8 protein-coding genes and 1 tRNA gene are annotated in these 14,095 nt (G+C 54.5%); 1 reads left to right on the forward strand and 8 read right to left on the reverse strand.

Translation table 11 applies throughout. From position 1 onward, the window contains the following. The first annotated feature begins 278 nt into the window (after positions 1-278). Positions 279-355 (forward strand) — tRNA-Arg (locus tag TU76_RS18425). A 286-nt stretch (positions 356-641) separates the two neighbouring features. Here the strand turns inward: TU76_RS18425 and TU76_RS18430 are convergent. The 8 genes from TU76_RS18430 to TU76_RS18465 all read right to left on the reverse strand — a co-directional run bounded on the left by TU76_RS18430 (position 642) and on the right by TU76_RS18465 (position 13,882). After that, entirely contained in the window at positions 642-1,742 is a 1,101-nt protein-coding gene (locus tag TU76_RS18430) for a hypothetical protein (protein ID WP_048352278.1), read from the reverse strand. A gap of 212 nt (positions 1,743-1,954) precedes the next feature. Next, on the reverse strand, positions 1,955-3,793 hold the full coding sequence (locus tag TU76_RS18435; RefSeq protein ID WP_231984133.1) for a hypothetical protein: 1,839 nt from the start codon (positions 3,791-3,793) through the stop codon (positions 1,955-1,957). Then, the gene (locus TU76_RS18440) at positions 3,793-6,243 is read right to left on the reverse strand and encodes an AAA family ATPase (RefSeq protein WP_048352279.1); all 2,451 of its coding nucleotides are present in this window, start codon (positions 6,241-6,243) and stop codon (positions 3,793-3,795) included. Before TU76_RS18440 ends, TU76_RS18435 begins: the two co-directional genes overlap by 1 nt. Then, positions 6,243-7,733 carry a hypothetical protein gene (locus TU76_RS18445; protein WP_048352280.1) on the reverse strand — a complete coding sequence of 497 codons (1,491 nt, stop codon included), beginning with the start codon at positions 7,731-7,733 and terminating at the stop codon, positions 6,243-6,245. Before TU76_RS18445 ends, TU76_RS18440 begins: the two co-directional genes overlap by 1 nt. Further along, complete coding sequence (locus TU76_RS18450) at positions 7,717-11,115, reverse strand: DEAD/DEAH box helicase (protein ID WP_048352281.1); 3,399 nt, start codon at positions 11,113-11,115, stop codon at positions 7,717-7,719. The genes TU76_RS18445 and TU76_RS18450 overlap by 17 nt, the downstream gene beginning before the upstream one ends. A gap of 6 nt (positions 11,116-11,121) precedes the next feature. Beyond that, complete coding sequence (locus TU76_RS18455; protein ID WP_048352297.1) at positions 11,122-12,525, reverse strand: protein kinase domain-containing protein; 1,404 nt, start codon at positions 12,523-12,525, stop codon at positions 11,122-11,124. Between the two features lie 5 nt (positions 12,526-12,530). Then, entirely contained in the window at positions 12,531-13,223 is a 693-nt protein-coding gene (locus tag TU76_RS18460) for a PP2C family serine/threonine-protein phosphatase (RefSeq protein WP_048352282.1), read from the reverse strand. Further along, positions 13,223-13,882 carry a vWA domain-containing protein gene (locus tag TU76_RS18465; RefSeq protein WP_048352283.1) on the reverse strand — a complete coding sequence of 220 codons (660 nt, stop codon included), beginning with the start codon at positions 13,880-13,882 and terminating at the stop codon, positions 13,223-13,225. The genes TU76_RS18460 and TU76_RS18465 overlap by 1 nt, the downstream gene beginning before the upstream one ends. Between the last annotated feature and the right edge of the window lie 213 nt (positions 13,883-14,095).

The raw sequence follows: 14,095 nt of genomic DNA on the forward strand, positions 1-14,095 counted from the left end.
CTGCCGTCAGGAAGTCATTCACTGCCAAAGTATCTAGAAAACGCACAAAGAGTTAGCCGTGCGGTTTAGCACTCAGACAAGAGCGTTTGAAATCTCAAACGAATCCTAGGGTCAAAGGGGGTAAAGGACAATAGCCTGTTCGAAAAAAAGAACAAGCGGCTATATTTTACGGCTTTTTCACCCGGCCACCATTAATAGCCCATAACGCACCAATAAACACCTGACGAATCAGCAGCATGGACGGGCGACACGCAGATGAGTATTATGGCGCCCGCGTCGCACCAGTAGCTCAGCTGGATAGAGTACTGCCCTCCGAAGGCAGTGGTCGTGGGTTCGAATCCCGCCTGGTGCACCATACAAAACAAGGCCTTAGGTGAAAACCTAGGGCCTTTTGTTTTGAGCTGTGCCAATTCTGTGCCTAAACCGTGCCTCCCTATCCCATGCGGCTTATGCGCTGAGTATGCCTTTGACTACTAGCTATGTGGGCTGGAAGAGCTGAGAGGATGTATCCATCCCTGCAATTGGCTCAGCCCAACGCGCCTTCCACATACACCAAGCCCTCATTGGCGGCTTGAGGTGCTAGGCCTAAGGCCTGGGGGCGCAAGACTCAACATTGCCCAAAACAGTTGTGGCAAGGCTTGTCAGAAACGCAGGCTGCTCAACTTGGCGATAAACATATCCACTATCCTCCCTGGATCCAGGTCAAATTTTTGCTCTTCACTGATGTTCCAGTCATCGTCATACGGTGATCGCCATGATGGCCAATGCAGGTCTGCTAGAGATGGCTCGAGAGAGCAGTTAGGTGCGGAGATCGAGAGCATAAGACTCAGCAGGATCTTTTCGCGCAGAACACCCCTTGGAACGCTATCAGCGGACTTCGCCAGAGCTTGAAAGAGCTTCTGGAGGTAGTGAATGAAGTGTTGCACCGCGTCGCCCAAAGGCGGTGCGGTTCCAAGCTCGTAAACTTCCACGAAAAGGGAGGCTTTCTCATCGCGCACTTCTTCTGACGCTTGCTGATGGAAGCTATCCGTCAGATGCAAGATATCGGTCGGCATCTCGTTTACGACGAAACTCCCCACGGAATACCTCGGCGCCTCTCCCGGGCTGCTATAGAAAACTCTGGCCGCAACAGCGACATCTTCGATTTTCTCAGCTGGAAACATTGCATTCACACCGAATCCTACTTGCGCAGCATCAGCGAGCGTAGATCGGACTAGCTCGATCAGCTCGACCCTATAGTCTCGATTGGTCGCGCCTTGGTAATCGAATATATGCCCATATCCGACATTCTCAACCTTGCCCAGCAACCGACGCAAACCCCGCCATCCGCCTGCGTAAAAGTTGCGCCAGCCCCATGACTCCCTGGTTTCGATAGCGGGTAGCGGAGTGGGAGCAGCTTCAAGAGAAGCTGACCGCTCCTCCAAGCTTTGATCCAACCTGGATTGCAACTCCTTGAGGGTCCGTTGCTGGCGGCGAAGCTCGCTGGCCAAACCCAGACCCATTGAGCTAAGGCGCGTTTGGCCCACAACCTCCTTATGGTTGATGGCAACCCGCGGGCGAAGCCCTGAGCCGAACACCTGCTCACACCAAGCGGCATAGGTCAAGTTTTCGCCAGTGGTGCGGGGCAGTCTGTTCGCCAGCTTCTTAAGGAGGGAAGTCTCCAGATAGGAGCAATCGACCAAAACGTCGAACCTCTTCAAAATCCTGAACTGAACCCACTGCTCTAACTCTTCACGGTCCATCCAGTTACTCCACTTCAAGTAGGATCAATGTTCGTTCTAATGTTATTCAACCACCGGACAACTTGGCATTGCCGAAACTGTGCGGGGCACATGTCTTAGCGCTGTGGGGTTGGGAGCTGACTCGGCTGGACGCGCACCGAAAGACATGTGCACGACCAAGGCGAGGTGGAGGCGGTGATAGATATCCCAACCCAACTCTGGCATTCCCCTGCTCATCTCAAGCCAGTTGATGCTGCAATCCGCGAAACATCTAAAGAGAATGCTCTGCGGCCGAGAGCAACAAAGCCCTTGCGACCTGAAACGGTTTGGTCAAATACAAGTTGTGTACCCTCACGCCGCAGGTAGCGTTCAGTGCCACATTTACCGCAGTTAGCTCGGAAGCCGATAGGACTTTGAAAAAAGACATCAGCCTTAGCTTCACAAACTGGGCATTTTTCCAAGGCGATGATTTCTTGATTATGTCGCTCCAGAGCTTCCGCTTGCCGAGAAGAGTTAGCAGTAACGAGAGCATCTTTGAGCACAGCAATCGAGTCTTTGGAGATAGCTTCCCTAAGCTCCAGTGCGTGATTCTGGCGGTCAACATGCAACCCTTTGATACCGTCAGCCAAAGCCAATGCCTTCATCGGAATCTTAGTTAACGGCTGCCCGTACGACTGCAAAACCATACGGTAAAGGACTGTATCAACGAGCTGGCCAAAGCGCTCCACGCAGTACATGTCAGATGGTGATAGAGCAATCCACTGCCCCTGATATGCAGCCTGTTGAGGCTCCTGCACAATAGCAGGCCAGGCGATGAATCTCTCCAGAGAAAGCTGCAGAGTTTCATCCAACAAATGCGCATCAGTTAACCATGGCACTACAGTGAGAAGAACTTCCTCAGAAGCATGCTCACCTGAAACAACGCTGACCAATTGCCAATCCAACCCGCTCTGCTGGAGACGTATACATCTGCCCGCCCATATGCCCTCGTCTTGCTCAGGCAGATATGGGCGTAGCGCATGACGCAGCACTAGACCGGCATAACGTGAGTAAGCATCAGCCAAATACTGATTATGACTGAACAGCTCTTCAGGACTGCTGCGAGTAGCCACCGTCGTTTGCTCCAGAAGATCCCAGAGTAACGCTAGATGCCGATAATGCGGGTCATGACTCAGGATGTTGGTCAAATGCAGCGCACCCACGACCTGGGCTTGCCGGCTGACCAACAGGTACACACCACTCTGCTGCAACTCCGAAATGACTCGGTGCAAATACTCAAGAGTTCCCAACGTTTGGCTCAACAACTCAGAAAGCCTACTGGTCGCAGCTTGGTCAAATGTCATCCCCCAGAGTCGGCAAACCTCGCGAGAAAGACGAAAATCAACGCCTTCAGATTCATAGAACTTCAGCGCCTGATCCAAGGTTGCCTGCAACCCCTTGAGCGCTGACAGGCGTCCCTGTAGATGGCGTTCGGTTTTATCAAGCAACCGGGCGTAAATACGGTTTTCGTAAATACCGTAGTCATCCTCGCTGAATCGTGCCAAAACCTTCTTGGGGATCACTCCGCTAAGTGTCTGCCGTTGCCAGAGCTCCGAATGGGATGCCAGATGAACCAAGGCCCCTTTAGCCAACCTACGTGCCCGTGCGACATCGGCGACCTCATCCTCGTAGTGAAGATCCAGCCGTGGCCTCTGAGAAATTTGATGCAGGTGACCTTGTTTCACCACATCAAGCAAATACTCCTCAAACGGCAGAAGATTACTCTGGGTATCAATGATCGCCGCCGGCATCAGCGGAGACATCAACGGATCCTGAGACAGGCCAACATCAATCGCCGCTACGGCTTTGCACAACGTCTCTATTTCCGCAGATTGCGCTTGCGGGGATAAAGAGAAAGAGTGCACCTCATTGCCCAGTTGGCAGCGTTCGCCTCCATCACTCACTAGAACGCCTGTAAAAACCGGCGTGTGCCCATTGAAGGCTGGCCCATTACCAGTGTGCTGATAACGGCCTGGCTCAATGATTTCTGGTAGCTGCCGAGACTGCTCGCCAGTGAGTCGGTCGAGCCACATCAGTGTCGACCGTCCAAGCGTCGAATATCCGCATCCAGCAATTCGATTGACTTCTGCGGCTCGCCATCAAGGCCAGCTTCAATCCAGAAGTCTTCTAAGGCGCCTCTCAAGTTTCTGACTGCTTCAACCCCTACGTTGTAGCGGCCTGTGACCTTACCCTGACGCATGACGCGTGTAGACAACAAGTGATCCAGCGCCTCGCCCGAAGAAGCACCGCATGCCAGCATCACCGGAATGAAATCCAACGCCTGCTTTTCAAAACGGTTGCCCCATCCCAACGCGAACCGGCTTCCCAATTGCTCAGTGAAGGCATCCCCCGTCAAGCGCTGCAGCAACTCTACAACCTCCTCCTTATGGTCTGCCCGAGCCTTGGTAAACGCTTTGCGCAGTGAGCGATAGGAGTAGCTTGCCGGCTCCATTCCCTTGATTTCAAAGCGATGATCCTGCTTAGGCAGCGTCATGACATGAGCACGATCATACGTCTTGTCAGCCAGTTCATTGGTGGTTTCGTCGTGGTTGGCTGTACCGATGAACCACACGTTCTCTGGAACCAGGATCTTTCGCCCTTCGCTCAGCATGGCGGGAGCATTGGGAAGCGCCGTCTCGGAAAGGCTGATCAAGCGCTCGCCCCGGTTGTTCTTTTCCAGCGCCGAGAGAAACTCGGCAAAGTATTGTTCTGGACGCGAGAGATTCATCTCATCCAGCAGGATGACGTTGCAGGTGTCCTGCCAACGAGGTGTCTGCGCTTTGTACAGCGCCTGCAGGCAATCCTTCTCATAAAACCGCCGCTCAAAAGCGTTGTAATGGCCGAGCAGATCATCTCGATCACGCCAGCCAGCCTGCACGGCAATGTCTGTGCAAAAACCACCCATCGCTTTGGTGAAAGCCTTGGCCAAGCTCGTTTTGCCTGTACCGCTGATACCCTGGAATACATGCAACTGGCTCATGGCCAAGCCGCCGAGCAATACTCGGATATCTTCGAGGGGGTAGAACAGCTCTACATGCTCTTCTGCCCGGGCAATACGGTGCTGCAACTGCTCGGCAAAGACCTTGAGGTCAGGCACCTCATCCAACTCCATCCTGGCCCTGTACTCACGGTCGGAATCCATAAGCGACATGGCCGGGAAGGGTGTCTGAGTTTTCTGGGAGTTGGTCAGTTGCTGGATTCGGCTTTCAAGGTCATCAATATGCACAGCCAGCGTGTTTTTATGCTGTTCCAGCACACGTTTCTCCCGCGCGACAGCCTCCAATTCAGTCGAGGCAACGCGCTTGCTGCTCATCTCTCGCCGCAACTCATCGAGCTCAGGCCGGATAACTGAGATATCCCGCTCCAGATCAGCTTTGCTGCTCCGCAGATATTCATTTTCTCTGTGCAGCTCGGTGGCGTCAGACTGTTCAAGATCACGCTTCAGGGCTCTATTGTTCTGCCTCAAGGTTTCCAACTGCTCAAGAATCTCAGCCCCCGATTGCTCACCCAGTGCCTGCCTGAGTTCCTGAATCTCTGCCCACTTCTCCTTCAATTCTTCGGCTTTATTCCAGGCGTTGTCACGCTGGCGCTCTAGCCTGGAAATGTCTTGGGCATGGCTGACACGCTCCACATCCATTTCAGCGGCGATACGCTGCTCCAGCCCATCCTCTGCAGCCTTGATGTCAGCCCACTCGCGATCAAGCCTGCTACGCGCACGATCTAGCTCCATTTTGCTTTGCTTGATTTCGTGCTCACGCTGATCCAACTGCCTGATACGTTCGGCCTCCCCCTCAGTGCAGTTGAACTTGACCTCGGCCAGACGCCGAGCTGCCTGAGAAAGCTCGCTATCCAGCTCGCGTTTCTCCTCCTGCAACTGCTGCAGTTGAGCCTCATATTGCTGAGTCAGCTGACGCTTACGATCCTCAAGCTGGCGTAACGCTTCTTCGTTTTGCTCGAAGAAATCGGCTTGCGCGTTTGCTTCACGCAGACTCAGCGAGCGCTCAGTATCCAGTTGCTCCGACTTCTTCTTGGCAAATACCTGCTGCTCACTCGCCAGATCGGCCCTATCACGCTCTAAGGCTACGCTTGCAGTCTCAAGCGCTTGCTGCTGATTCGTTACAGCCTGCTTGCTCACTTCAGCATCCGAAGCGATTATATTGGCCGCGTCCCAGCGCTCGGCATATTCGTCATACAGGCGCTCCTTGAACTTCACCAGCTCCCTGCACACATCCGCAAACTGCTCAATCCAACGAGCCAGATTGGTATCGCCATGAAAACGCTCGCATACGCTATGCAACCAGTCCGGATCGATCTGGATATCCAGGCTCATATCGAACGACTGGTAAACCTTGGATGCGCTCTCGAATGAAGCGCTCCATACAGGAACTAGCTTTTCCAACGAAGGACGTGAGGCTCCGGCCATGACTGGTACCGCCGCCGGAATCTGTTGCGGGCCAAATTTGTTCGAATTCTTCTTCCCCATTACATCCATTCCTTAAAACATGCAGTGAAGCTCAGGGCGTACTGAATGCTGTCCAGCGCCATCTGACGGGTGAGTTGTGTTGTTTCTCGTCCGGTAAAGCTGCTCTGGGCGTGACTACTTCGATTTCGCAGATCAGCAAGATCTAAAAGCTTATCCAGCTGAAGGTCACGATCACCCAACACCATGAGCGGATGCTGCGGCGTATTAAGAGTGCCTATGGCTGCGGCAAAAGTGAGCGCTTTAAGAGAGGACTCAGGTTTAGAGCAAGCCCAGATAACCTGATCAATCTTCTGTCTAGCCAGCAGCCTGATAACACCCTCGGTGAAGGCCGGGATCTGCAGCGCTAAGAGAATCCGTTGATTGAGCTTCTGGTCGGGTCTCTGCAGTTTTGGTAACTGCCCTACGTTCGCTGGATATGTGCGAATCAGCCACTGCATGACGACCTCCAGTAGCTTCTGACACTCCATCAGCGCCGCGTCCAACTCTTGGTCGTGGCTATCACCTTGATGAAGCTTCTCGTTGCGTACTAGTAGTGCAGCTAAATGGCGTTTGATATCGGGCTGGCGTTCCACCCAGGGGAATTCGACGAGAACCTGCAGCTCAGCCTGCTTACGCACTGCCTCCAGCCACTGCTCCACCGTCTGATCGTCCGCACGCGCCATACCCACTAATGACTCCAATCGGGCCAACAGTTTTGGGTCACGATCGATCACCTGCCGCAGAGTGCTCTGCAGCCACCAGGCATTTTCTCGGAGCTCAAACGGATCCCTGACTGACCACAGTTCAAGGCCGGAAGCATCCCCCGTTATCCAAACCAGAACCCGCGCTGATTGAGGAGCATCATCAAGTCGCTGCCCCCCCTGCAGACTGATTTGCCTAGGTACCCAACTACCCTGGTCAAGTTGTTGGTTGGCTCGATAGTCTTCCCGATAATCCCGGTAAGCCAGCATCAAGGATTCGTGATCAAGGGCTGGTAAGTCGGATTTCCCGCTTGGGATCATGAAGGGTTTGATCGTACGACCGGTTTTTCTTTCATCCGTGAACTCTGGATACCGAGCCAAAGGATCTCTGGGCTCGACCTGATTGATCTCTGCAATCAACCGCGGCCAGAACTTTCCGGTCAGAGCGTCTTGTAGCAAGTAGCCAGATTTAAGGTTGCCATCGCCTTCCGCCTCATCATTCAGGGTCTTTTCGCCCTTGGGAGTCAGCGCACTCGCACCATCAACTAACCACCCATTGCTAATGCCCTGTGCAAGCACCAGCTTGATCAAATTCAGATGAAGTCCGGTTAGCTCGGCAATGATCTCGGGATGGCTGGTACGCGCACGGATAAGACCAAACACTGCACGCTGAAAAAGATTCAGCAAAGGCCGTTTAGCCTCGGGGTATAGCACGCGATGCACTAAAACCGGCCAGAGGACAGGCTTTTTAGCCCCTCTTGGAGCCGCGCCAAACTTCAGATATGAGCGGGTCTCAGCGAATACAGCCATGCTCACCTCCGCAAAGTTTATACAACGCGGCTAAGGCCGGCACCGCTACCTCGGCATCCGGACTGGTCGCCAAACTCGCATCTCCCACACAGATCAGCATTTGCCTTTGACGACTCATTGCCACGTTCATACGGTTTGGTAATCGTAGAAAGCCAAACTGGCGGTTCAGCTGTTGTTCATGATCAAGCGCTTGATCGCCAGCATCATTACCCGCCTTCATTTGCTGGTGAGTACGAACACACGACAGCAGCACCACATCAAATTCCTTGCCTTGGAAAGCATCGACAGACCCGACGCGCAGACGCTCTTCGACACTAACCGTTCCGTCACTGCGGACCTTTCTGGCCCATTTGAAGTGCTCATGTGGCTCGTATGTGCCGTCACGTCGCTCCATCAACGGCACACCGTCGATCTGATGCTGGGCAAGCTTCTCCATGATCAGATCTCGCTGTGCCGCATAAAAGGTAATGATGCCAATCGACAAGACATCGCCACCGGCCCTCAGCAGCTTTACAACTTCCTCAGCAATGCGTTTAGCTTCGCTTTCCCTGATTCGGCTGCGGGTGCCTTCCCGGTGCTGATCCCGGCCTTGCGCTGCAGGGACGTCGAGCCACTGACAAACATGTCCGCGATAATGCTCTGCCGATAGGCCCAGACCGTCGAGAAACTCGCGAGTGAAAGCAAACTCTTCCGCCCCCTTACCAGAATCGAGGACTTCCAGGCCAACAGACTCGTAGAACTGCTTGCTGATGAAATCGCCTAGTATCGGATGCATACGGAACTGGGTATTCAGCATCACCACCCGAGGAATCGAGCCCGGCACATCCAAATCCCGCAGCTTTATGCGCATGCGCTCGAACAAGCTGGACCGAAACGCAGCAAGTTGCAGCTCTGTCAGGGCATGTTCCTCTTGCAACTTCCCCTCAATGTCTGGCTCGAGCATGTGCGGTAGCTGCCGGTCATCCCCCACCAAGACGATGCGACGTTTGGCCATGGCCATCGGCACAAACAGGTCCAAGGGGTTGGCACGAGCGGCCTCGTCGATGACCACGGTATCGAATTCGATTTCGGTGCTATCGAAGCCCGCCACCGACTTCAGACTTGCCATCTGCCTACCAGCCGATTGCTGACAGGTTGCTCCCACTACCATGGAGTATTCGTTGACCACGGCCTTGGCTGCATGGCGATCAACTGCCAAGCCATCGGCAAGTTGCTCCAGCACCCAGGCAACGCCTTGCTTGCGCTGCCGAAGCTTGCCCTCCAGATGTCGGTCGATATCGTCCAGCAGAGCCAGACCTTCGGGGTCCGCCTGACGCTTCAGTTCTGCAGGCCGATAGTCCGGCAAATACTGCTCGAGCAGGCTGGTCTGGCAATCTGCGAGTGCATGCAGGGTCGGCTCAGCCAGCTCAGAGCTGTCTGCCGCCTCTTGCAGCAAGGCCAGTAGCTCGGCGCGGCAGTTCTGACCGTGGCGCCTCAACCAGTTGAGCAGATCCCAGGCTCGATCCGGGCCATCGTCGGCGAATGAGGATGTCTTGACACGCAGTGCTCGGATATGTCGCAAGGCCTGGACATCCAGCCGGCTCCCGGTAGGGCTCGGCGCCTGTTGCTTTAACTTCGCGACATAGTCCTCAAGCTGGCTTTCAAGCTTGGGCGGCAATACCACGCCTCGCTGATCCAAGTCGCGTAAACCATCCAGAATGCTCTCGAATGCTTGAGCTTGTTGAGCGGGTAATGCACCTGAAACTCGAGCGAGTGCCAGCTTGACTGATAGCCCCCTTACCAGTTCCAGTTCAGGGTACTTGCAATACTCTGCGGCTATCTTCTCTTGCAAGTGGGCCGCTTGCCGCTCCAGCCATGGATCAATCAGCGCCGCCTCATCATGGGTACCGCGCTTACCGCCCACACGAGCCCCGGGCAACCCGAAGACATCGCTGCGATCCAGCGCGTTGTCGACCGCATCGTGCTGAAAGCTGCTGATCAAAACCTGCGAGGCTATATTCCGCTCCTCTGCCACCTCGGCCAGACGGCGTTGCAATGCCGCAATTACCTGCGTCTTCCCTGTACCAGGCGGGCCGATAATGATCGCGAGATCAGGGGTATTAAGTGCGCTTACCAGAGCCAGCTTTTGCCTCTCTGTAGGCTTCCCCCCCTTAAAGGCCTCCAGCACATAAGGTGTAAGTCCTTCGATGGTCCGGCGCCTTGCCGCAGGCACCGCCACTCCCTCCAGCAGCCATTTCAATTGCGGCAGTCGCTTGCCTGAGTCAATCGATTGTTTGGCAGCAAGACGGCGCTTGCCTACAGAGCGCTGGCCAGCCAATGACAGATACAGCCACCCTTCGCCCTGCTTTGGACGAACGTCACGCTTACTAGAGGCCGGTTTGAAAACCACACAATCGGGCTCGAACCGTATGGTACCTCTTGGTACTTTTGCAGCTGTCTTCGTTTCCTCAGTGGAAAGCTCTTCCAACCAGTCAGGTCGCTCATCACCTAGGTCAACTTGGGTATCAGCGGCCAACTCAAGATTGCGCCAGCGCTCTCTGAACTCTCTATAGTCGTCTTGAGATTTCGGCGTCAGACGCCAAATATTTTCACGCCCTTCTTCATCCCCTTGACAATGCACATAACGCAGAGAACGTAAGGTCTCTGCCTTCATCAACTCACCCTGCCACTCTTTATCGTTGTAGAGGTTCCACAACTCCAGATAGCTGGCGTTATCGCGTAAAGCGGCATCCAACAACGCTTGCTGACTGGCGCTGTTGAGAGACGTTGCGACAGAGGCGTCACGAAATTCAAACTGGCCAATCAGCAATGAAAATGCACTGTCACGACGAGAGTGGCGAGTAACACGTTTGATCAGCAGCCCACGGTCCTGCCGCTGTTCCACATCGGCGCGCCAGCCCTTGCCCAGCAACTGGAAACTACCTCTGGAGGTGCTGTTGCTAAACCTGGCGACGCTGAGCCAGTCACCTTCGGACAGCCCGCTCACCTGAAACTGCTCTGCGAACCAGCGGCAGGCAAGGTCGATGCTGTTATCGGCAATCTCCTGCTTGGTGTAGAGCTCATCGGCAAGCAACTCGTCGACACCCAGTTCAAGTTGCATGGCGGACACTTCGACAGGTGCGCAATACTGCATCAGGAGCTTGCCGCCTTGTTTACCAGTCAGCAGCCAACGGGTCTGATCACGCAGTACCAAGCGGCTAAACAGGCCATGATCAGCCGCAGAGCATTTGACTCTGATGCATACGTCGCCCTGTGCTGCCAGCCATTCATCCTGATAGCTCTGCAGGAAAATTGCCTGACCAGCCTGAAGGGTATCGATGCGTTCATCCGTAGAGAGCGTCAGCACATCTTCGGATAGCATCGGGAAGTCTTTAAATTCCATGCGCGATCACCACCTGAACTGCCAAATGACATGGGATTGGTCCAGTTCGCCGACATGGATCTGGTAAGGCTCTGCATGCTGTCCGCGCAGACTTTCCTTGAGGCCTTGATAACGCTCCAGTGGCTTCGTCGCCGCCCCGCGTTGGATATACAGCTTGCACTGCGGCAGAGGGTGAATACCCAGCCCCTTCTCGCCATACTCGATACGGATGTGGTCGGCAGGCCATTGGTCATAGCTGAAAGTTGGTAGCAGCCGTTTGAGCTCCACCTCGCCCCCCGGCTGCAGCCAGACCTTCCGGCCCGTTGCGATCATCGGGGCAGGTGTATCAGAGGAAGCTTGCGACTCAGCAGGCAAAGCAATGAACTCCTCAAAAAGCACAAAGCGAGTGTCCGCAGGCTCATCGCAGAAAAAGCATGAAACGTCGTCGACAGAATCCACATCCACTGGCAGCAAGCTGGTGCTGCCGCAGCCCGTGCAGCAGTAGGTGCGCTCATCAATCTCAACCAGAGCCTCCAGCCACTCAGCCATACTCGGACGTTCGCTAGGGCTATGAAGTCCCTGTTCGAAGCAGCAGCTGAAAAGTGCAGGCAGCTTGCTGTGCTCAAGTAACTGAAAGGGCAGATTGGCAAAGCTCTGATTGGCATCGTCCTGCATATCGTTAACCCAAGGACGCTCACCACGTAGCGCGGCTTCCTCTTCCTCGGGCTCCCCATCACAGACCAGCTCGCCCTTGAAAGGGTGATTGTGGGTAAGCAGCTGATAGGCGATGACGGCGAAGCTCCAGCTATCGGTCAGGCTGGACAGAAGCGCATCTCCGCGCACCACCTCAGGCGCCCCGTAGTCGGCTGTGTGCACGGTCAGACCGCTATGTGCATCCAGGCTGATGTTGTCGCAATCGATCAGCCAGGTCTCTGCATGTTCAGGGTCATCCGACACGAAAATGTTGCTCGGGGATAGATCGCCATAAAGCATGCCACGCGTATGAAGTTGATTCAGTGTTCTGGCCAACTGGCTCAGAATACGAATGCGCCGCCGCAAACCACCCTGCCTCAGATAATCGGCAGGCGCACCCTCTTCGGCATTTACGAAGCTATCGAGCAGACTTTGCAATGGCACCAACCCATCCATCAGTTCCATGACATAGCCAAAGCGTGGAGCTGCTAGAAGCGCCAGCGGTCTGGCGAGTTTCAGTCCGCCGAGATCCTGATTCACCAGCCAGGCGATATGTTGCTGCCAGCGAAGGCGCGCTTGCTCATCCTTCTTCGTAAAACCCTTGATCAGAACCTGCGGGTACTGTGTCCGATAAACAATTCCCTGTCCGCCTCGGCTCAATTCGTCCCTCAGCTCGTATACTGAGCCTTTGTTATCTTGCACCATGCGCTTCTGCTGCACTGTCGTAGTAGCGGTCATCTGCATCAATCCGTTAAGAATATTCCAGCGATAGTCTTGTCATCGCCATGACGTGGCGTGGACCATCCGTGCAGCTCTCGAGTCAGCCACTGGCGCATACCACGCCTGCTGCTGCGCAACTGACGCTGATAGATCGCATCGAAAAATGGCTCGAGTTGCTCAGGGATCAGGTCATCCGATATACCATCTGTCATCAGCACCACCCCGTCGCCTGGCTGACTTAGCTCGAGATCGGCGCTGTAGCTTTCCTTAGAATCCGCTTGCGCCAAGGTAGTGGTCTGATTGCTGAAGCCCAGACGCGGGCTAGTCAGCACCTTGAATACGCCCAGGCTTCTAACAAGCAGCAAACCATCACCAACCTGACCAACCACACCTCTCCCAGAAGCATCTACCTGAGCCCAGAGGCATGTTGTTTCATAGGCCCTGTAACGATCACCAAAGTGGGTAAGCCAAGCATCGCGCAAGGCCGAGGCTACCGTGCCATGCGGCACGCCTTGTCTCTGACGCGCTATTTGCCTGAAAAGCTGAACGACTTTTCGAGAACCCAAATGGCTAAGTGGACGACTGCCCAACCCATCTGCCACGGCAATACACCAACCGCTGCGTACACCGCTGACGCACAGGGCATCTTGGTTAGGAGTACCGTCCAGCTGATGCGCCGGACCTCGCACCGATGCCCCGCCTCCCAGCAGACGCATCAGAACTCCCAGTCTTGGTCGTCGGCGCTTGGTATCAGTAAGGGCGTTGATTGATTAGGCGTAGCCGACTGGCTGCGGGCGCTGACACTCATGCTCACCGCCCGGAAGAAGCGGTGAATGTCTCGAGCATTCTCGGCACGAAACAATGGTGCTTCGGGGTCGTTGGCGAAGTCACGGAGCATCTGCTCATCCGCATCGGCGCCAATGGCCATGGCAAAGCGAGTGGCTTTAGAGGAGCGCTCGCCATTGATCAGGCGAGCAAAAGGCACTTCCCAATCATCATTGGGATAGCCATCGGATACCAATACGACAACCGGTGTATAGACGCGGGTAGAGTCTTCGATCATTTGACTGGCCAGTGACAGGGCTCCACCCAACGGAGTCATACCCTCTGCCACCAATGGTGTGAAGCTCTGTAACTGATGAGCCGGTGTCAGCGGCAAATTCAACTCAGCCTGGCTACCACCAAAAGTGATCACACTAACTTGGATCTCTGCGCGAAGACGGCTCTCGCTGGAGAAGCCGGCGATCATGTCCTTGAGCCCTCTGTTCAGGGCTTCAATCTTGCCGTCTACCGCCATGCTGCCGCTGGTATCAGCCAATACGATGATCGGCAGCGGGCGAGCAGTTTGGACCTGGAATTTCTTAAGTTCTGACATTGGCACTTTCCCTGTTGACTAATAGGAGATATTCATCGCTAAGCGCATTTCATGCCAAAAACATAAAACATATAAATTTCAAATGCTTGTGTTCATTCCACTGCATTGAAACACCGGAATGGAAGTAAATTTATTTATTATTTAGTAACTTATTGATCATTCTCCGTCAGCGCTGACGCCTCTCCGCAGAACATTTTATGGGCATCCGAGCGC

This window comes from Pseudomonas psychrophila, assembly GCF_001043005.1.
Lineage (GTDB): Bacteria > Pseudomonadota > Gammaproteobacteria > Pseudomonadales > Pseudomonadaceae > Aquipseudomonas > Aquipseudomonas psychrophila.